This is a genomic window from Bacillus swezeyi (assembly GCF_001969815.1).
Lineage (GTDB): Bacteria > Bacillota > Bacilli > Bacillales > Bacillaceae > Bacillus > Bacillus swezeyi.
The window spans coordinates 1-19,360 of record NZ_MRBK01000030.1; the positions used below are offsets into that span (position 1 = coordinate 1).

General features: G+C 44.5%; 18 protein-coding genes, 1 tRNA gene, 1 pseudogene and 1 riboswitch. Of the genes and pseudogenes, 2 read left to right on the forward strand and 18 right to left on the reverse strand.

What is annotated here, in order from left to right; translation table 11 throughout:
* Positions 1 to 534 precede the first annotated feature (534 nt).
* Positions 535 to 1,917, reverse strand: a complete 1,383-nt coding sequence (gene gdhA / locus BTA30_RS19275; protein ID WP_076763075.1) for an NADP-specific glutamate dehydrogenase — start codon at positions 1,915 to 1,917, stop codon at positions 535 to 537.
* Positions 1,918 to 2,340: 423 nt separating this feature from the next.
* Here gdhA and BTA30_RS19280 point away from each other — a divergent pair, with 423 nt between their 5' ends.
* Entirely contained in the window at positions 2,341 to 2,604 is a 264-nt protein-coding gene (locus BTA30_RS19280; protein ID WP_076763077.1) for a hypothetical protein, read from the forward strand.
* Between the two features lie 58 nt (positions 2,605 to 2,662).
* Here BTA30_RS19280 and BTA30_RS19285 read toward each other — a convergent pair whose 3' ends face one another.
* From BTA30_RS19285 to BTA30_RS19350, 14 genes and pseudogenes are all read right to left on the reverse strand, one after another.
* Positions 2,663 to 3,193, reverse strand: a complete 531-nt coding sequence (locus BTA30_RS19285) for a hypothetical protein (protein WP_076763078.1) — start codon at positions 3,191 to 3,193, stop codon at positions 2,663 to 2,665.
* Between the two features lie 970 nt (positions 3,194 to 4,163).
* A tRNA-Arg gene (locus BTA30_RS19290) sits at positions 4,164 to 4,237 on the reverse strand.
* A 118-nt stretch (positions 4,238 to 4,355) separates the two neighbouring features.
* A complete protein-coding gene (locus tag BTA30_RS19295; RefSeq protein WP_076763080.1) occupies positions 4,356 to 4,877 on the reverse strand; it encodes a YfcE family phosphodiesterase in 522 nt (173 codons plus the stop codon).
* 16 nt (positions 4,878 to 4,893) lie between these two features.
* The gene (locus BTA30_RS19300; RefSeq protein ID WP_076763082.1) at positions 4,894 to 5,481 is read right to left on the reverse strand and encodes an XTP/dITP diphosphatase; all 588 of its coding nucleotides are present in this window, start codon (positions 5,479 to 5,481) and stop codon (positions 4,894 to 4,896) included.
* A 22-nt stretch (positions 5,482 to 5,503) separates the two neighbouring features.
* Complete coding sequence (gene rph / locus BTA30_RS19305; protein WP_076763085.1) at positions 5,504 to 6,244, reverse strand: ribonuclease PH; 741 nt, start codon at positions 6,242 to 6,244, stop codon at positions 5,504 to 5,506.
* A gap of 137 nt (positions 6,245 to 6,381) precedes the next feature.
* A complete protein-coding gene (locus BTA30_RS19310; protein ID WP_076763087.1) occupies positions 6,382 to 7,491 on the reverse strand; it encodes a GerMN domain-containing protein in 1,110 nt (369 codons plus the stop codon).
* Positions 7,492 to 7,670: 179 nt separating this feature from the next.
* Positions 7,671 to 8,492 (reverse strand): glutamate racemase, encoded by an 822-nt coding sequence (gene racE / locus BTA30_RS19315; RefSeq protein ID WP_094777361.1) that lies wholly within the window; start codon positions 8,490 to 8,492, stop codon positions 7,671 to 7,673.
* A 7-nt stretch (positions 8,493 to 8,499) separates the two neighbouring features.
* A complete protein-coding gene (locus BTA30_RS19320) occupies positions 8,500 to 8,943 on the reverse strand; it encodes a MarR family winged helix-turn-helix transcriptional regulator (protein ID WP_076763090.1) in 444 nt (147 codons plus the stop codon).
* Between the two features lie 162 nt (positions 8,944 to 9,105).
* Positions 9,106 to 9,330 carry a spore germination transcription factor GerE gene (gene gerE / locus BTA30_RS19325; protein ID WP_003184172.1) on the reverse strand — a complete coding sequence of 75 codons (225 nt, stop codon included), beginning with the start codon at positions 9,328 to 9,330 and terminating at the stop codon, positions 9,106 to 9,108.
* Positions 9,331 to 9,526: 196 nt separating this feature from the next.
* Positions 9,527 to 10,209: pseudogene (locus tag BTA30_RS19330) on the reverse strand (SDR family NAD(P)-dependent oxidoreductase).
* An 18-nt stretch (positions 10,210 to 10,227) separates the two neighbouring features.
* On the reverse strand, positions 10,228 to 10,680 hold the full coding sequence (locus BTA30_RS19335; protein WP_076763092.1) for an acyl-CoA thioesterase: 453 nt from the start codon (positions 10,678 to 10,680) through the stop codon (positions 10,228 to 10,230).
* 59 nt (positions 10,681 to 10,739) lie between these two features.
* On the reverse strand, positions 10,740 to 11,504 hold the full coding sequence (gene sdhB, locus BTA30_RS19340) for a succinate dehydrogenase iron-sulfur subunit (protein WP_076763094.1): 765 nt from the start codon (positions 11,502 to 11,504) through the stop codon (positions 10,740 to 10,742).
* On the reverse strand, positions 11,501 to 13,264 hold the full coding sequence (sdhA, locus tag BTA30_RS19345; protein ID WP_076763095.1) for a succinate dehydrogenase flavoprotein subunit: 1,764 nt from the start codon (positions 13,262 to 13,264) through the stop codon (positions 11,501 to 11,503). Before sdhA ends, sdhB begins: the two co-directional genes overlap by 4 nt.
* 33 nt (positions 13,265 to 13,297) lie before the next feature.
* Positions 13,298 to 13,906: a succinate dehydrogenase cytochrome b558 subunit gene (locus tag BTA30_RS19350; protein WP_076763097.1), complete on the reverse strand. Its 609-nt coding sequence runs from the start codon at positions 13,904 to 13,906 to the stop codon at positions 13,298 to 13,300.
* Positions 13,907 to 14,208: 302 nt separating this feature from the next.
* Between BTA30_RS19350 and BTA30_RS19355 the strand changes: the two genes are divergently transcribed.
* Positions 14,209 to 14,652 carry a YslB family protein gene (locus BTA30_RS19355; protein ID WP_076763099.1) on the forward strand — a complete coding sequence of 148 codons (444 nt, stop codon included), beginning with the start codon at positions 14,209 to 14,211 and terminating at the stop codon, positions 14,650 to 14,652.
* 138 nt (positions 14,653 to 14,790) lie between these two features.
* On the opposite strand, the gene BTA30_RS19360 is transcribed toward BTA30_RS19355, so the two are convergent.
* The 3 genes from BTA30_RS19360 to uvrC all read right to left on the reverse strand — a co-directional run bounded on the left by BTA30_RS19360 (position 14,791) and on the right by uvrC (position 19,304).
* Positions 14,791 to 15,789: a site-2 protease family protein gene (locus BTA30_RS19360; protein WP_076763101.1), complete on the reverse strand. Its 999-nt coding sequence runs from the start codon at positions 15,787 to 15,789 to the stop codon at positions 14,791 to 14,793.
* Positions 15,790 to 15,909: 120 nt separating this feature from the next.
* A complete protein-coding gene (locus BTA30_RS19365) occupies positions 15,910 to 17,142 on the reverse strand; it encodes an aspartate kinase (RefSeq protein ID WP_076763105.1) in 1,233 nt (410 codons plus the stop codon).
* A 142-nt stretch (positions 17,143 to 17,284) separates the two neighbouring features.
* Positions 17,285 to 17,467, reverse strand: a riboswitch (Lysine riboswitch).
* A gap of 64 nt (positions 17,468 to 17,531) precedes the next feature.
* Positions 17,532 to 19,304, reverse strand: a complete 1,773-nt coding sequence (gene uvrC / locus BTA30_RS19370; RefSeq protein WP_076763342.1) for an excinuclease ABC subunit UvrC — start codon at positions 19,302 to 19,304, stop codon at positions 17,532 to 17,534.
* Between the last annotated feature and the right edge of the window lie 56 nt (positions 19,305 to 19,360).

Here is a 19,360-nt window from a genome sequence, read left to right on the forward strand (position 1 = left end):
ATCTACTTGTATACGCTTACATTATTGATATATAAGGAAAATCAAAAATAAAAACAATTTAAAATATTTTCTTTAATCTATAAACGATACACAATTAAATCAGTGTTTCATACAACTTTGTCATATTTTATCACACAAAAAAAGAAACCTTATGTTTTATCTAGTAAGGTTTTTGCCATCTAACATGTACAGACTCCATTTATCCAGAATGTAATAAAATGTTAAAAATATCAAGAAATGAGTGATATCATGACAGCCACAATTGCAATTGAACCGTATGATTTGAGTACGGGGCTATATTCAATCCGCCAATATCCAGGATTTTTTCCGGGATATTTCGTATCCCAGCAGCCATATGTGTACAATCCCACCCTGCATCCGGGCCATATTACCATGCACTACCCGTACGGTTTTGTGTTGCCTGGGCCCATTCTCGGGGGCTTCGGCATTGGGCACGGATTCTCCCGATCGTTTGCCGGGCACAGAATGTAAGAGGGAGAGCCGAACACTCTCCCCCTTTCCTCATGCTCAGTATTAAACAACCCCTTGAGCGATCATGGCATCCGCCACTTTCATAAATCCTGCGATATTGCAGCCGTCGGTCAAATAGCCGGCTCTGCCGTATTCAGAAGCGGCTTTCACACTTTTTCTGTAAATATCGGTCATAATTCCGCGCAGCCTGGCATCCGTTTCTTCCGCCGTCCAGCGCAGCCGAGTGCTGTTTTGAGCCATTTCCAGCGCGGAAACGGCGACACCGCCGGCATTTGCGGCTTTAGCCGGCCCGAACAGAATACCCGAATCCAAAAACTGCCGGGCGGCCTCCTGTGAACACGGCATATTCGCTCCTTCTCCGATCGCTTTGACACCGTTCTCGATCAGAACTTGCGCCGCTTTTTCATCCATTTCATTTTGCGTCGCACACGGAAGCGCGATATCACACGGGACAGACCAGATCCCTAAGCAGCCTGTAAAATAGCGTGCTTCAGGATGCTCATCTACATATTCACTGATTCTTTTGTTTCCAAATTCTTTTAACCGTTTCACCGTGTCAAGATGTATACCGTTTTTGTCATATATATACCCGTCTGAATCGCTGCAGGCTACGACTTTAGCGCCGAATTGCGCTGCTTTTTCCATGGCATAGAGCGCCACATTGCCTGATCCGGAGACGACAACGGTGCTGCCTTTAAAGCTCAGCCCTTGATCTTTCATCATTTCTTCAACGAAGTAAACAAGCCCATAGCCAGTAGCTTCTTTTCGTGTGAAACTGCCGCCGTATTCCAGGCCTTTCCCCGTTAAAACACCGGCATCATATCGTCCGCGGATTTTTTTATACTGCCCGAACATATACCCGATTTCCCTGGCGCCGACTCCAATATCCCCCGCGGGAATATCAGTGTCGGGTCCCATATATTTACACAGTTCATTCATGAAGCTCTGCGTAAAGCTCATGATCTCTCTGTCTGATTTTCCTTTCGGGTCAAAGTCTGCTCCTCCTTTTCCGCCGCCGATCGGCTGTCCGGTGAGAGAATTTTTAAAGATCTGCTCAAAGCCTAAAAACTTAATGATGCTGGCATTCACGGAAGGATGAAAGCGTATGCCCCCTTTATAAGGACCGATTGCACTGTTGAACTGGACGCGGAATCCCCGGTTAACCTGGACATTGCCCTGGTCATCAACCCATGGAACTTTGAATACAATCATTCTCTCCGGCTCCGCGATTCTTTCAAGAATCCGATGCTCGATATACTTCGGGTGCCTGGCCAGAACAGGGACGAGCGAATCAAATATTTCTTTTACAGCCTGAAGAAATTCGCTTTCATGACGATTACGCTTCCGAACCGTTTCATACGCTTTTGTCACATAATCTCTTGCCGATTGGATATCCGTTTCTTCGACTCTTTCTAAAATTTGCACCTTTCTTCAGCTCCCTTTTAAGATGAATGAAAACTACATCTTGGCAGATTACCTATCATGGTAAATTTTACAACCATCAAGATACTCCTTCAATCTGGAAAACAGATGAAACCATTGCTGATATGAGATGTTTGTCAGAAAGCGAAAATTAGCGGGCACTTAGACAGGGAGATACATGCCGAAAGCTGAGGCGGAACGGCCTAGAAGATCTAAAAAAACATTTGATTCACACTGTTTTTCCGCAAACAAAAAAAGCCTTTTTTCTTCATCTTCTGCATGTTTGTCAGGTTTTTGGCAAGCGGTATAAATGAGTTTTCATCCCGATTTTAACCCGCAAAAAAATGAATATTTCAGCTTATAAAATGAAAACACATAGCACCCGTGATTTCAGGGCAACACTATAGCTAAAAACGGGGTGTTCTTATGGATCAGAGAAAAGATGCTGAAGATATGTCAAACGTTGAAACACAAAGGAATTTCTTAACAGCTGAGGAATTTCCGGAAGGAGCTTATGGAGCAGCGGCAGACAAAGATGAGCCTGTTGAAAACAAAAGCACTCCATGGCGGGAAGGTCAGCAATACTACAGCAATTTCACATATGAATTCCGGAATTTGCATCAAGGGTTGCCAAGACAATACCCAGGGGCGCATCCGACCCATGATAAAGAGGACAAAAACGAGGAATGACCGCCGATAATTATGAAAAAGAGCCGGGAAAAGCCGGCTCTTTTTTCAGCCTTTTAAATTATTGAAGCGGCTGTTGGAATTGCTGATTTTGGTTTTGCTGCTGCTGGCCTTGCTGAGCCTGTTGGCCTTGTTGGGCTTGTTGACCTTGTTGACCTTGCTGATTAAATGATTGTTGAGCCTGCTGAAGCGCTTGGCTCATTTGGTTCATCGCTTGGTTTGTTTGAATGCCTTGAAGAGCCTGATTAAGCTGTTGGACGGCTTGCTGAATGCTTTGCTGAATTTGCTGATCTGTCTGCTGCATCTGCTGTTGGGATTGAGAACTGAATTGCTGAATTTGCTGCTTTAATTGATTGATTCCCTGAGTCAATTGAGATTTCTGCTGGCCGCTTTGACCTTGCTGCTGAGAAGATCCTAATTGTGAAACAGTTTGCTCCAGCTGGGTAAGCTGCTGCTGTATGTTTCCGAATTCTTGAGCAAGTTCGGTATCTGTAATGTTGACTCCAAGCAGCTGCTCATGCTTTTGTTTTTGTTGTTGTTGTTGTTGTTGTTGTTTTTGCTTTTGCTGCTGATTTTGCTGTTGTTTTGTCATAAAACATCCTCCTTAAAATTGATCACACCCCTTATCATTTTCATTCTTTTTAAAAAGATGAAAGGGAATTTTTAGGAGAAGGTAAATCCCAAACCTTTACTTGAAGATCACCTCAACTATCCCTGTTTATAAGGAGGACATTAAGGGCTCGTTCCTCATTTTCAATTGGTCTTTCTGGTTTTTTTAAATACCAATTAAAAGGATTATCCATAAAAGAGCATTCCCAATGGAATGAACAGCAAATGAAGCCCATGTCAAATTGGTATATTGAGCATGAATGGTGCAATCGCCATAATCGGAGCATACCAATTACATGCCGATCCAAACTCAGAACAACCCAATTATGATTCAAGCAAAATGTCCAAACATCGCTTCTTGTATTGGCAAGGTTTTAGCCTTTCACTAAAACATCGCATGAATTGGTACAAAGGCAATTCATAATTTTCAGTGACCTATTATTGAAGCACAAAAAATTCTTTTCGTGGTATAGAAAGCTTTTTTAGTGGGTTTAATGGTCCAGGCAAATATTTCGGCGATGAAAACATTTATAACTTGCCAATATTCTCCCTATCGGATCAAGTGCAATCCACAACCAAAAGAATAAAGAAAAAGTCAAGACACCGTAACCGGTCATGCAAATCATTAAGCATGCAGACATATGGCAAGTTGTCATAACACCTGTACAGATAAAAAATTTGCATAACGAATTAACACCTCTAGCCCTTTAACTCTAACATCATGTTTCGAAAACCAATTCAATTCATTTATCAAAAAAACAAAACATGATGAAGCTGACTAAAAAAATCAGCCGCACATTTGACAGTTATTTGAGAGAAAAACAGCGCTTGGTGAAAATCCGCTCCCAGTTCACTCCCAAAATGCACTTTTAAACCATAAACAAAGGTTCTAAACAAACAAAAAATCCCCAAACCCTTGAATTATCAATAGGTTTGGGGATTTTTTGATGTGACGTCCCAGGAGAGATTCGAACTCCCGACCGACGGCTTAGAAGGCCGTTGCTCTATCCTGCTGAGCTACTGGGACATAATGTTGTTTTGTTTGCTTTAACTATCAGCGACAAGATTTATTATATTCGTATTAGGTCGCAAAGTCAACAACTTTTTAGAATTTTTTTCATCACGAGGAAGAAAAAAATTCTTCCTCATGAATCTGATGGCAATTGATAATGATTTGCCAAACTTTCGATCTCACGTCCGTCTGTATCGTAAAAACGGACAGACGTATTGTCTGTATCAATGCTTAGTATAGCATAAGTTTTGTCTCTCCGCACCCGCGGAAGGCGGATGCTGCCGGGGTTGATCAGCAGTTTCCCGTCCATCAGCTCGCTTCCCGCGATGTGGGAGTGGCCGAAGCAGATGATATCGGCTTCAAGCTCGGCCGCCCTGTAATAAACGTTTAACAGCGACTGTTTGATACCATATAAATGTCCGTGTGTAAAAAAGAGCTTTCTTGATCCGACCGGAACGACGATTTCATCTTTAAAATCTCCGTAAAAGTCGCAGTTTCCTTTTACCGTTAAGTAAGAGGCAAGCGCCGGGTGAGAAGGGTCAAGTTCGGAATCTCCGCAGTGGATGCTGAGATCCACATCCTTCTCATGCCGTTCTGCGATTGTTTGCAGCTCATGTTCAAGGCCGTGGCTGTCGCTGACGATCAGCACCTTCATTCCGGCTCCTCCTCTCTTATTCATCCAATAAAGCGGACAGCTTTTTCAGCGCTTCCGCCCTGTGGCTGATTTTGTTCTTCTCTCCGCTTGAGAGCTGAGCCATTGTCTGATCCTTATCTTTGACCAGAAAGATCGGGTCGTAGCCGAAACCGTTTGTCCCCTCTGGCTGCTCGGCAATAAACCCTTCGACTGCGCCTTCGACCGTTTTGGTTTTTTGCCCCGGAATGCACAGAGCAAGCGCACATCTAAATCTTGCTGAGCGATCTTCTTTTTCGATCCCTTCAAGCTCTTTCAATACTTTTTTTAAGTTGGCGAGGTCATTTTTTTCTTCTCCGGCATAGCGCGCCGAATATACCCCCGGGCTGCCGCCGAGATAATCGACCGACAGTCCGGAATCATCTGCAATGACCATTTTGCCGGTCTCTTTTGAAATCGTCTCCGCTTTAATCATTGCATTTTCTTCAAATGTTTGTCCGGTTTCCTCGATTTCGGCCGTATAGCCGATATCTAACAGAGATTTGACATCGTAGCCTCTCGGTTCAAGCATCTCTTTGAATTCCTTGACTTTCCCTTCATTTTTTGTGGCGATGATGACTTCTTTCATTTCATATCAAGCCTTTCTCAAATTATTGTTGAATGGCCGCCGCAACATCACCGAGTACTTCTTTCTGCTTTTCGATGAGTTCTGCGATCCCTTTTTCGGCAAGCTCCAAAAGCCCGTCCAATTCGTTTTTGGAAAACGTCGCTTCCTCTCCGGTTCCCTGCAGCTCGACAAAACTGCCTTCTCCTGTCATAACGACATTCATATCAACCTCTGCGTTTGAATCTTCCTGATAGTTTAAATCAAGGATGAGCCCATTTTCCTGATCAATCCCCACTGATGTGGCAGCCAAAAAATCGTTGATCGGCATCGATTTGAGGGTGCCTTCTTCAACAAGGCGTCCGACAGCTAATGCCATGGCCGTAAACGCTCCGGTGATCGACGCCGTTCTTGTGCCCCCATCTGCCTGAATGACGTCGCAGTCGATCCAGATGGTCCGCTCACCGAGCTTTTCTAAATCAACGACCGCCCGCAAAGCTCGTCCAATCAGTCTTTGGATTTCCATCGTTCTTCCGGAAATTTTTCCTTTTGACGATTCCCTGATCGTTCTTTGGTTTGTCGCACGGGGCAGCATGCTGTATTCCGCCGTAATCCAGCCCTTCCCTTCCCCTCTTAAAAAGGGCGGGACGCGGTCTTCTACAGAAGCATTGCATATCACCTTTGTATCGCCGACTGTGATCAGAACTGATCCTTCAGGATGTGTGATGAAATCAAGCTCCATCGATACAGGGCGCAGTTCATTGTTTTCTCTTCCATCGTATCTCATTTTTTACCTCCGATTGTATGTACATAAACATTTGACAATAATTTCGCTTTAAGAAAGCGCGTTCTGAAAAGCTGAACAAAGAAAGAGGCAGCTTTATGCGCTCACCTCTTTTTTTATAGTATATCAAAAATGTCCGGCTAAAAACTACCTGTGTTCACCCGGCTCGGTCTTGAGACAGGTTTTGAAAGCTTTTCGCCCTTTTCATTCACCAGTTCGGCTTTTCCGTTAACCGTGACGGAAACGCTTTTAATATCCGGAAGCTCGGTCAATGTCAAAACGATGCTGTTTAACACCTCGTCTGAAATGACTTTCTTTTCGCCATCTGCACTGCCGTAAATGGCTTCGTTAAAGTCGAGGGTCACATGGCCGTCTTCAATTTTCGGCTTGCTTTCAAGCTTGACGTCCCCTTGGAAGTCCGACAGCAGCCCGCTTTTATTGCTCGGCCCTTCCGCCAGTTCTTCAATCGCCGCTGTCACCTGGTCATTTTCTTTATCTGAGGTGCGCTTAGTCACCGGTACATAGTATGCGCCTTCATCAGATTCAGCCAAATAATAAACGGTTACAGGCTGTGTAGCGGTCATATCCGTGACACCTGCTGTGTCCAGGTTGATGCCGTCTTCGCGGCTGAGTTCTTCCGAGATCGGCGTGCCGTTGACAGGCATTTCTTTTAAATCATGACCGTTCATGCGGATTTTCACTTTATCAACCGAATTAAATTGCGTCAGCGTCCATGTAATCGCCTGGACGATTTTTTGTTCATCTTCAGCCTTATAGTTTTTAAATTCTTTTGAGAAATCGGCGACCGCTGTCCCGTCTTCTTTTATATCAACATTTACGGTTGTATCTGCCGGCAGCACGGCTCTGAATCCATTTGGCAGTACGTTAGAGACCGGCCCCCCTTCAACAAGGTATTCGAGCGCTTGCTTGGCCGTCCCTTCCTGTTTTGGAAGAGGGAGCGTCTGAGCTGTGACATATCCGTTTTTATCAATCAGATAAAGCTCTCTCATCACCGTGTCGCTATCCTGTGCAGCTTTATGTTCACCGGTCGTTTTGCTGTCTTTATCATCTGTTTGGTCTTTCGTTTTGTCCGTTTGGTCTTGCTCCTTCTCCTCTTTTACGTATGTGATATCCTGCGGCGGATCTATTTCCTCTGAGGCTTGATCTGACTGAAATATTCCGCATCCGGAAAGAAGCAGCGCGGATGCTGTGACAGAGACCGCGATTCCTTTCATTCCTTTTTTCAGCATACTTTTCCCTCCTAAGGCAGTTTGTACTACCATGTATACGAGCCCATTTTTTGAATTAGACCGTTTTTTAAAAATTCGTTATCATGATGAAAGCTTGCTGAAAAACAAAAAACCTTTTCTTTGACAGAAAAGGCCGGGTTTGTGGCGAAGCGCCAAAAAGCTGCCGTTTCCGGCAGCTTTTACTTTATTGCGGTTTTTTCTTTAAGCGAAATGCTTTCAACATTTTTCACTTCATATCCAAACCAATCGTTTGCGATTTTTTTAAAACGGGCACGGTCTCCAGTTGTTAAAAATAGATGTTCTGGAGAGACAGCGTTTTTGTTCAAGAGGCCATTGTAGGACAAAATCGTGCTGACCTCTCTGGCGGTCTCATCTCCTGAAGAAATAATGCTGACGCGCTCGCCCATATAGCGCTGAATCGGATCTTTTAAAATGGGATAGTGCGTGCACCCGAGAATCAGTGTATCAATTGAAGAATCCCTGAGCGGATATAGTGATGACCTGACAATCTCATCAGCCGTTTCATCCAAAAATTTACCGCTTTCCACAAACGGCACAAACATTGGACAAGCCAAATTTTCCACCGTCAGATCGCTGTTTAGTGAAAGCAGTGCTTCTTCATATGCTCCGCTTCTAATCGTATTTTCCGTTCCGATGACGCCGATCCGCTGATTTTCTGTCACTTTAATGGCGGTTCTGGCCCCCGGCTGCACCACTCCGATGACGGGAATGGCGACTTCCCGGCTGATTTCGTCCAATGCGATGGCCGTTGCTGTATTGCACGCGATCACGAGCATTTTAATATGATGGCGGGATAACAGGTAGTTTGTCATTTCCCATGTATATGAAAGGACTTCTTTTCTGTCCCTCGGTCCGTATGGACATCTTTTTGTATCTCCGAGATAAATGATGTTTTCTTTTGGCAGCTGCCTCATGATTTCCTTTGCAACAGTTAAACCGCCAACTCCCGAATCAATGACTCCTATCGGTTGATCCAACAAAATCGCCTCATTTTCTATTCATTTCCTGCTGAAGTTTAATTAATAATTTTTCAAAATCGGCTGTTTCTTTTTCAGAAAACGCTTCTAACATGTTTTCCAAATAATCCTGTCTTTTTTGAATAACCTCCTGGATGATTCGTTCTCCTTCTGATAACAGGCGAATCCGGACAACCCGTCTGTCAGAAGGGTCTTTTACCCGTTCAACAAGGTTGTTTTTCTCCATTCGGTCAATTAAATCTGTCGTTGTGCTGCACGCCAGATACATTTTTTGGGATAATTCGCCGATCGTCATGTCCCCGTATTCAAACAGCCACTGCAGGCCGACAAACTGGGGAGGCGTAATCGTATATTGGGTAAGAATTTCTCTGCCTTTTTGTTTAATGATGCCCGCGATATGGCGGAGAGATTTTTCAATATCCGCAATGTGATTCAAAGAAGCTTTCGAATTCATTTTCTCTACCTCGCTCAACTCGTTGTTTTGTTTGCAAAACACTCGAGTCTATTTTCCTTCTTTTCTACATAAATTGCAAGACTTCAACATGAATATACAACTCATGCCAAAAAAACAAATAACCGGTTCCCTTCTTTATCCAAGAAGGAACACCGGCTCAAGTTAGAGCTCTAGCTCACCCATTCGAAGAAGTTCAACAACAGCTTGCGAACGGCCTTTCACTCCCAATTTTTGCATCGCATTGGAAATGTGATTACGAACAGTCTTTTCACTTATAAAGAGCTCGCTTGCGATTTCCTTTGTTGTCTTGTCTTGAACGAGCAATTCGAACACTTCTCTTTCTCTTTTTGTTAGCAGCGGCTTTGATTGAAACTCTTTCTCCTTCAAGTATTGTAACCCTCCTTGCTAAGGTGAGAGCTGATCTGAAACGAATGGGTTTCGATATAGTCGTGATATCATATGAAACATACGCAAGGTCGGTGACGTTTCTGACGGAGAAAAGGGTTCCCTCAAACACCTATTTTTGGCCCCTGAGCGATCAAGAGCTCGCTCTTTCTTATCAGCGCCTGGTGATACACCTTCTTTAAGGAAGGCATTTCAAAATCCATGCGATGATCCGCCATCGTTTTGTAATATAAGCGTGTGTTTTCTTTTTTCGCACGGCCCTGACAATTTGCGCCGCAGCCTTTTCAGGGGAGGCGGCCCAAAACAATTGATCTCCTTTTGCAAGGGCGGTATGGACGAAGCCGGGCTGAATTTCGGTAATGACAATGTCAGCACTCTCGAACGTTTTCACTTTTTGGCGCATGCCTTTTAAATAGTTTGAGACAAACGCTTTTGAAGCCCCGTAGGTGACGGCTGCTCCGTTTCCCCGCAGCGCTGCAATTGATGAGATACCGACTAAACAGCCTTTGCCATTTTGGATAAAATGATCGACAAACAAGTTTGAACAAGACACAAACCCCGCAATATTGACATCAATTGTTTCTTTTTCTTGCCTGAACAAATGAAAACGGTGTCCACCCTTCCCATCTCACGAATCAGATCTTTTAACAGCATATTCGCACGCTCGCTGTCGGCTGCATCAATTTTTTTGATATATGAAAGACCTGGCAGGCCATCCCGCAATTTGACAAGAAGCTCTTCCCGCCTTGCAGCAAGTCCCAGTACAACACCTTCCGCTGAAAGCTTTTCGGCAAGCGCTTTGCCGATTCCTGAACTGGCGCCGATCACCACCGCTTTTTTCATGTCTCTCCCCTTACACATTATTTCTCAGGAAATGAATCAGCCACCAAGCAACTTTGCTTTTTGCTCGTTTGTCCAGTTCTCCGGTGTCCCCGTATCCTTGGCAATCTGCACCATGACGGCTTTTCCTGTGAAACATGGCGTACCGGCTTCATTTTTCGCCAAGTAGTGGAGTGTGAGTGAGGAATTGCCGACAGCAGCTGTTTTGACGCCGATTTTTAAGTTTTCATGAAGCATAACCTGTTGAAAATAATCGCATTGCTGGCTGGCCACGACAGGAATTGTCCTGCTGTGCTCATCTGCAAGATGGTCCATGGTGCGAAGATGTTTAAAATAAGAAATTCGTGTTTCTTCAAAATAGATGAACGGTGTCACATTGTTCATATGACCGAACATATCTGTTTCTGAAAAACGGACAGATACTTCCTCAAAAAAAGAAAACGACTGACACCAACTGTCAAACGGTTCCTCGATATATCCCGGCAATTTCAATGTTTTCATCCCCTTTTGATATGAAAACACCTCTTCAAACTGAAGAGGTGTGTTTCAAGTTACTCTGTGTTGTCGCTTCCGAAGAAGTTTTTAAACGACTGGATGGTTGTATCTCTGTTTAAGGCGGCGATTGATGTTGTTAAAGGAATTCCTTTCGGACAAGACTGAACACAGTTTTGCGAATTCCCGCACTCCGCCAGACCGCCGTCTCCCATAATCGCTTCAAGCCGCTCAGACTTGTTCATCGCTCCCGTCGGGTGGGCGTTGAATAAGCGGACTTGTGAAAGCGGAGCAGGACCGATAAAGTTTGATTTATTATTCACGTTTGGACAAGCTTCAAGACAGACGCCGCATGTCATGCATTTTGACAGCTCATAGGCCCACTGGCGTCTTTTTTCGGGCATTCTCGGCCCGGGTCCCAAATCATATGTGCCGTCAATCGGCACCCATGCTTTGACTTTCTTCAAGGAATTAAACATCCGGCTCCGGTCTACTTGAAGGTCTCTGACAACCGGGAATGTTTTCATCGGCTCAAGGCGAATCGGCTGCTCAAGCTTGTCGATCAGGGCTGTGCACGATTGTCTCGGCTTCCCGTTGATAACCATGGAGCAAGCGCCGCACACTTCTTCCAGACAGTTCATATCCCATGTAATCGGGGACGTTTTTTCCCCTTTTGCATTGACCGGATTCCTTCTGATTTCCATTAAAGCAGAAATGACGTTCATGTTCGGACGGTAAGCAATCACAAATTCTTCCTGATAAGCATCGGAATCCGCTGTATCCTGACGAGTGATGATGAACCTGATTGTCTTATTTTCACTCATGATTTCGCCACCTTTTTCTTCGAGTAATCCCGTTTACGCGGTGCGATTAATGAAACATCGACATCCTCATAATGGAATTTCGGGGCTTCAAAATCGCCTGTATGTTTCGCCATTGTCGTTTTCAGCCATTCCTCATCATTACGGTCAGGGAAATCCGGTTTATAATGGGCGCCGCGGCTTTCGTTTCGGTTGTATGCTCCTAGCGTGACCACCCTTGCCAACTGCAGCATGTTGCGCAGCTGACGAGTAAATACGGCCCCTTGGTTGCTCCACTTTGTCGTATCGTTAATGTTAATGTTTTGGAAGCGTTCAGCAAGTTCCTGAATTTTCTCATCGGTTTTCAAAAGCTTGTCATTATGACGTACGACCGTCACATTGTCAGTCATCCATTCGCCAAGCTCTTTATGAAGTACATAAGCATTTTCATTTCCGTCCATCTTCATAATGTCCGCCCATTTTTCTTCTTCTTTGCTGACATGATCGTCATATAGAGAAGATGACAAATCTTCGGCAGATGTTTCAAGCCCTTGAGTGTATTCAACTGCTTTCGGGCCGGCCACCATGCCGCCGTAAATCGCGGACAAGAGCGAGTTCGCTCCCAGACGGTTGCCGCCGTGCATGGAATAATCGCATTCTCCCGCGGCGAACAGCCCCGGAATGTTTGTCATTTGGTTGTAATCCACCCAAAGTCCGCCCATAGAGTAGTGAACGGCAGGGAAAATTTTCATCGGCAGCTTGCGCGGGTCATCACCCATGAATTTTTCATAGATTTCGATGATACCGCCAAGCTTGATATCAAGCTCTTTCGGATCTTTATGGGAAAGATCGAGGTAAACCATGTTTTCGCCATTGATTCCGAGTTTCTGCCTTACGCACACATCAAATATTTCGCGGGTTGCGATATCGCGCGGCACAAGGTTTCCGTACGCCGGATATTTTTCCTCGAGGAAATACCAAGGTTTCCCGTCTTTATATGTCCAGACTCGTCCGCCTTCACCGCGTGCAGATTCACTCATCAATCTAAGCTTGTCGTCCCCCGGAATGGCAGTCGGGTGAATCTGAATGAATTCTCCGTTCGCATAGTAGGCGCCCTGCTGGTAGACGATTGAAGCCGCTGATCCTGTATTGATCATCGAGTTCGTCGATTTTCCAAAGATGATTCCCGGTCCGCCGGTTGCCATGATGACGGCGTCCGCACGGAAGGAGTCGATTTCCATCGTCGTTAAATTTTGCGCGACAATGCCGCGGCACGTTCTGTCATCGTCAAGCACCGCACCTAGGAATTCCCAGCCTTCATATTTTGAAACAAGCCCTTCGACTTCAAAGCGGCGGACCTGTTCATCAAGTGCATACAGAAGCTGCTGACCTGTCGTCGCGCCGGCATATGCCGTTCTGTGATGCTGCGTTCCCCCGAATCTCCGGAAATCAAGCAAGCCTTCCGGTGTTCTGTTGAACATGACACCCATGCGGTCGAGCAGATGAATAATCGACGGCGCAGCTTCACACATCGCTTTGACCGGCGGCTGGTTGGCCAAAAAGTCTCCGCCGTATACCGTATCGTCAAAATGCTCCCAAGGAGAGTCGCCTTCGCCTTTTGTATTAACCGCTCCGTTGATTCCGCCTTGCGCACATACCGAATGTGAGCGCTTCACCGGAACGATGGAAAATAGTTTTACGTTTGTTCCTGCTTCCGCAGCTTTAATGGTCGCCATCAGACCCGCAAGTCCTCCGCCGACAACGATGATGCTTGAGTTACTCATGCCAGCCCCACTCCCTCTAGTAATCTAGTTCTTTTACACAAATGCCAAAATCGCTCTAAGCCCTACATAGGACAGCACAACAAAGACTCCCATTGTCACAAACGTGGAGATTCGCTGTGAACGCGGAGAAACGGTAATTCCCCAAGTAACAGCAAACGACCATAAACCGTTTGAAAAGTGGAAGATTGTTGAGAGGACACCTACAATGTAAAAGCCGAGCATGATCGGGGAGCTCAAAATATCAGCCATCATGTCATAGTTCACTTCAGCGCCCATCTGCGCAGCGATTCGTGTTTCCCAGACGTGCCAGCTGACGAAAATTAAAGTAATGATTCCTGTAATCCGCTGCAAAACGAACATCCAGTTTCTAAAAAACCCAAATCTGCCCGCATTATTTTTCGCTGTAAAAGCTATGTATACACCATAAACAGCATGATAAATCAGCGGAAGGAAAATCACGAAGATTTCCAAAGCGTACCTGAACGGCAGGTTTTCCATAAAATGAGCGGCATTGTTAAACGCCTCTTCTCCGCTTGCCGCAAAATGGTTGACAACTAAATGCTGAATCAAAAATAGACCCACCGGTATAACGCCAAGCAAAGAATGTAATCTTCGATACACAAACTCTCTGTTCCCGGCCATTGCTTAACCCCCTAGTTGAAAAGTGCTGTAAAAATGAAAGGTCTCCTATCCCCCGTCCTGTTTCAAATATCGCACTTTGTTAAGTTTTTATGACAATTTCATTTTACTCCTATGAGAAAAAAGCGTCAAGAAAACGCGTACATAAATTGAAATTTTCTAATATTTAATGAGATTTTAGAAAATTTTATTTTATCAAAATATAAATATAATAGATTTTTTTCTTTGCAAATGCATCTCCTCTCTGTAATCTCTCCCCCGATTTAAGCTATAATAAACGGAGGAAAGAGGGGAGACATTGGACAATGAATAAATATGAAGCAAACTTAGCGCAATTAAAAGAGCTGGAAGTCTCCGCATATGGCTATGAATTAATCAGGGAAGTGCTGCTTCCGGATATGCTGGGACAAGACTATGCAGACATGATGTATTGGGCCGGAAAAAACCTTGCCCGCAAGTTCCAGCTCGATGCCTGGGAGGATATCCCTGCATTTTTTCATGACGCAAGCTGGGGAACGCTTACGATCGTTCATTCAAAAAAGCAGGAGCTTGAATTTGAACTTGAAGGGCCGCTGGTCTCAAACCGCCTCAAATATCAAAAAGAGCCCTGCTTTCAGCTTGAAGCCGGGTTTATCGCCGAGCAAATCCAGCTGATGAATGAGCATATCGCCGAATCGTATGAGCAGGTGAAAAAAAGAGCCGAAAAAGTTGTTTTGACTGTGAAATGGGATTTGAAAGACCCGGCATGATCAAGGAAGGGCTGCTGAAAATGAACAGCAGCCCTTTTTACCATAAAGTCTAAATTTCGCTATGTACGCAACCGGCTGCCAAAATGTCAGCAAATAATACATCCGCTTCTTTAAACTTCTCTAACGTCTATTTCTTCGTCATGCGGAACCTTGTTTTTTGTGTATGTGTTCTTTCGCTTTTTGAATAAATTGTTCTTCTATTTTGACAAGTAGTGTATGACGGTTAAAAATATCAGAATTTAATTCACTGATATAGAGCTCTTTTGCCTTATCATCATGATTGATGACGGCGCCGCGTTTCAGCTCATTTAAACGGTTGTCTTCTTTATCAGCCAGCTTTGAATACAGCTTTGCTGCCGCTTCTTTGTTATTTTCCATGAATAAATTCATTTCTTCTAAATAAACAATTGCGTTCAGTAAAGACCTTTTTTGTTTATTTCTAATTGAGCCAAGCCCTTTGTCTTCCAGTTCTTTCAATACATGTTGAAACATCTCAAGTTTTTTGCGGCTGCTCATATCAAACTCTATTTGTGCACAATATAAATAAAAAAACAACGCACTCAAGGAAGTCAGGCTCATTTTTTCAATCGAATCCGCCTTCACTTTATGCAGCTGCTCTCCCAATTCCTTCAGCAAAAAATCAAATGGCTTCTCTGTTTGATATGACAGCAATTCCACGTTCAGAAAATGCAGTTTTGCATAAAGCCTATTGGTTAAAATGAGCAATGCAGGCGGTCCATCTGTAAATAGCAGTGTAACAGCGCCTATTAAAAGTGAGAAAATACCAAAATATAAAGAGTATTCATGATGAGGTACAAAGTTCAGAAAGACAAATCCCGCCAAGAAACTTGTGATTGGGCCTCCCAAAAGGATCACAACGGATTTTCCTTTTTCTTTTTGATACGTTTTTTTATTTTTAATGGATTCACCGAATAAAAAAACTGCGCCTCCAAAATATTTGTGTTTCCATCGACATGTTATTTTCCCATTTCTAAATATGATAAACGGCCCGACTGCCAGCCATTGAACATGATGCCTGACGATGCACCCGAAAAGGACGTGCCCCAGCTCGTGTACAACAATGCTGGCAATAATCGCTACAGCCACTGGACCTATAGTATGTATGAATCCAATCATAATATGATTCTATTCTCTCCTTTTTACTCCTCATTATGGTAATGATAACATAAATTTGACATCCTTGATATTCCTTCCTTCAGACAAAAAAAAGAAACCCTAGAGATGTCTCTAGGATTTTTAATTGGCAGTCATGCTTATTTTCGACAGTTCAAAAGCATCATGCAATGCTTCCACAGCTTTCACCATATCGCTTTCACTGATGACGGTGGAAACTTTAATCTCTGACGTGCTCACCATTTTAACCTGGATATTTTTTTCGGCAAGAACCGCAAACATCTCAGCGGCCACACCCGGGTTTGAAATCATGCCGGAGCCGACTATCGACACTTTGGCAAGCCTGTTTTCCGTCTCAATCTGTTCGTAGTCGAGTGCGCCTTTGTACTCTTCAAGGACCTGCACCGTTCTTTGCAGATCTTCTGTTTTCACAGAGAATGAGATCGATGTTTTACTTATGCTCGTCACTGATTGAATGATGATGTCGACGTTGATGTTTTGTTTGGCAAGCGTTGTGAAAATCGTTGACAGCGTTGTCAAGCCGCTGGAAAGGCCGCATATTGTGACGCGTGTAATTTGATCTTCAAACGCAATTCCTCTTACGATTAAATTCTGCTCCATGGATGATTCCTCCTCGATTAATGTGCCCGCTTCTTTTTCCGTGCTTGAACGAACTTCCAAAGGCACCTGATAGTTCTTTGCAAATTCAACTGCTCTCGGATGCAGGACGCCCGCTCCGAGATTGGCAAGCTCCAGCATTTCATCATAGGAGATTCCTTCAAGCTTTCTGGCCGTTTTGACATAGCGCGGATCTGTTGTGAAGACCCCTGGCACGTCTGTGTAAATATCGCATTTATCGGCTTTCAGTGCAGCGGCGAGGGCAACGGCTGTCGTATCTGATCCGCCTCTGCCAAGCGTTGTGATTTCCCCTTCGTCCGTAACACCTTGAAATCCTGCGACAACAATGATTTTTCCTTCTTTCAGACGCTCTTTCAGCTTGGCTGATTCAATATTGGTAATCCTTGCATTGCCGTGGATGTTTTCGGTTTGGATGCCGGCCTGCCAGCCTGTATAGGAAACCGCATCATATCCCTTTTCCTGCAATCCCATTGTTAAAAGAGAAATCGTCACCTGCTCTCCAGTTGTCAGCAGCATATCCATTTCCCGCCGGCTCGGCTGTTCAGCCATTTCTTTGGCAAGTGCCACAAGGGAATCCGTCGATTTTCCCATTGCAGAAACGACGACGACAACGTCATGTCCCCGCTGTTTTTCTTCGATGACCCGGTTTGCAACGTTTACTATTTTTTCCACTGACCCTACGGAAGTTCCGCCGAATTTTTGGACGATGAGACCCATCAATACCACCCTTTTTGTTTTCGTGCGTGTTTATGTATGAAGAGGAAAGCTTGATCTGCGGCTTGTACGGTTTTAGCATACAAAAAAGCAATGAGAGAATTCCCTCATTGCTTTAACCAACAAAAATGCCGATGATCTTAAACAACGAGATAGCCCTCCAAGAAAATGATTTTCTTGACAGCCTCACATTTATTCAATGTAAAGCCAGCAGATAAAACGAATGGAATTTTTACCCGCTTCGGCGACGCTCCCCTTTCAGCTTTCTTCTTTGAAATCCATCTTTCTCCGAAAGCTTACTGTTGAAGTTCGCACCTCTATCTTCACCATATCACACGATCTTATTATGAAATTAGTACAAATTCTATCAGATTCTTTTTAAAAATTCAACATTATTTTTTTAAAGCCTCCGCAATCAGCTGTGCGGTTTTCAACGGAATCCCGGCCTTGTGGATATCTTCAGCGCTCGCTTCCTGCATTTTTTTGACAGAACCGAAGTGTTTTAAAAGCAGCTTTTTCCGCTGCTCACCGACGCCCGGAATGCCGTCAAGCACCGATTGAAAAGCGCTTTTTCCCCTCAGCTGCCTGTGGAAGCTGATGGCAAACCGGTGCACTTCATCCTGAATGCGCTGAAGCAGATAAAATTCCTGGCTGTTCCGTTCAAGCTGAACGATCTCAAGCGGATCGCCGATCAAAAGGTTCGATGTTCTGTGCTTGTCATCTTTCACCAAACCGGCGACCGGGACATCGAGATTCAGCTCATTTTCCAGCACATCGACGGCAGCGGAAACCTGGCCTTTACCTCCGTCGATCAAAATCAAGTCTGGAAGCGGCAGATTGTCTTTCAGCACCCTCGTATATCTTCTTCTGATGACTTCGCGCATTGAACCGTAGTCGTCCGGTCCCGCTACTGTCTTGATCTTATATTTCCGGTACTCTTTTTTATGCGGCTTTCCATCGAGAAATACGACCATTGCCGATACAGGGGCCGTTCCTTGAATATTTGAATTATCAAATGCTTCAATTTTGTACGGCGTGTAGATGCCCAGCGCTGTGCCGAGCTTTTCAATCGCTCCGATCGTCCGCTCCTCATCCCGTTCGATGAGTGAAAACTTCTCTTTCAAAGCGAGCTTTGCGTTTTTATGGGCAAGGAGAAGCAGGTCTTTCTTCGCTCCCCTTTTCGGCTGGCGGACTTTTACGTCCAGGAGCTCCTCAATCATCTCTTTGTCAACGCTGTCCGGCACCAAAATTTCTTTTGGAAGGAAGTGATTGTTTTTCGAATAGAATTGACCCATGAATGTCAAAAATTCTTCATCCGCTTCCCTGTATAGAGGAAACAAGCTGACATCTCTTTCAATGAGCTTCCCTTGCCTGATAAAAAAGACCTGAATGCACATCCAGCCTTTGTCATACGAGTAAGCAAATACATCGCGGTCGAGCATATCGTTCATCGTCATTTTCTGCTTTTCCATCGTTGACTCGATATGGGCAATCTGATCGCGGTATTCCTTCGCTCTTTCAAACTGAAGATTTTCAGAAGCTTCGAGCATTTTGGCTTCAAGCTCTTTCTTGACTTCGTTGTAGCCGCCTTTTAAAAAGCGGGTGATTTCTTCGGTGAGCTGTCTGTTTGTCTCCTCAGATACATCATAGACGCATGGCGCCAGACATTGCCCGAGGTGATAGTACAGACAGACGCGGTCGGGCAGCTTTGCGCATTTTCTGAGCGGATACAGGCGATCTAGCAGCTTTTTCGTCTCCCTTGCGGCCTGGACGTTCGGATACGGGCCGAAATAGCGGCCTTTGTCTTTTTTGACATTCCGCGTGACGATCAGCTTCGGATGCCGCTCATTCGTGATTTTGATAAACGGATAGCTTTTATCGTCTTTCAGCATCACATTATATTTAGGGTCATACTTTTTGATTAAATTCATTTCAAGAATCAGCGCTTCGATATTCGAGGATGTGACAATGTATTCAAAGTCTTCGATTTCGCTGACAAGCCGCTGTGTTTTTGCATCATGGGAGCCGCTGAAATAGGAGCGGACCCGGTTTTTTAATATTTTTGCTTTCCCGACGTAGATCACGGTCTCCTGCCTGTCTTTCATCAAGTAGCAGCCCGGCTGATCAGGCAGAAGGGCAAGCTTTTCTTTGATTTTTTTGTTCATCAAAAATCCTTCCTTGTTTCGGCGTTTTTCCATATTTACAGTTTACCATGACCGAC

Bases quoted from the DNA above. Each gene is read 5' to 3' on its own strand.
- BTA30_RS19320 (WP_076763090.1), bottom strand. From the start codon at position 8,943: ATGAATTCGAAAGCTTCTTTGAATCACATTGCGGATATTGAAAAATCT.
- BTA30_RS19365 (WP_076763105.1), bottom strand. From the start codon at position 17,142: ATGGGTCTCATCGTCCAAAAATTCGGCGGAACTTCCGTAGGGTCAGTG.
- BTA30_RS19295 (WP_076763080.1), bottom strand. From the start codon at position 4,877: ATGAAGGTGCTGATCGTCAGCGACAGCCACGGCCTTGAACATGAGCTG.
- BTA30_RS19280 (WP_076763077.1), top strand. From the start codon at position 2,341: ATGGATCAGAGAAAAGATGCTGAAGATATGTCAAACGTTGAAACACAA.
- BTA30_RS19355 (WP_076763099.1), top strand. From the start codon at position 14,209: ATGAATAAATATGAAGCAAACTTAGCGCAATTAAAAGAGCTGGAAGTC.
- sdhA (WP_076763095.1), bottom strand. From the start codon at position 13,264: ATGAGTAACTCAAGCATCATCGTTGTCGGCGGAGGACTTGCGGGTCTG.
- uvrC (WP_076763342.1), bottom strand. From the start codon at position 19,304: ATGAACAAAAAAATCAAAGAAAAGCTTGCCCTTCTGCCTGATCAGCCG.
- BTA30_RS19310 (WP_076763087.1), bottom strand. From the start codon at position 7,491: ATGCTGAAAAAAGGAATGAAAGGAATCGCGGTCTCTGTCACAGCATCC.
- BTA30_RS19360 (WP_076763101.1), bottom strand. From the start codon at position 15,789: ATGATTGGATTCATACATACTATAGGTCCAGTGGCTGTAGCGATTATT.
- BTA30_RS19350 (WP_076763097.1), bottom strand. From the start codon at position 13,906: ATGGCCGGGAACAGAGAGTTTGTGTATCGAAGATTACATTCTTTGCTT.
- sdhB (WP_076763094.1), bottom strand. From the start codon at position 11,504: ATGAGTGAAAATAAGACAATCAGGTTCATCATCACTCGTCAGGATACA.
- BTA30_RS19300 (WP_076763082.1), bottom strand. From the start codon at position 5,481: ATGAAAGAAGTCATCATCGCCACAAAAAATGAAGGGAAAGTCAAGGAA.
- BTA30_RS19285 (WP_076763078.1), bottom strand. From the start codon at position 3,193: ATGACAAAACAACAGCAAAATCAGCAGCAAAAGCAAAAACAACAACAA.
- rph (WP_076763085.1), bottom strand. From the start codon at position 6,244: ATGAGATACGATGGAAGAGAAAACAATGAACTGCGCCCTGTATCGATG.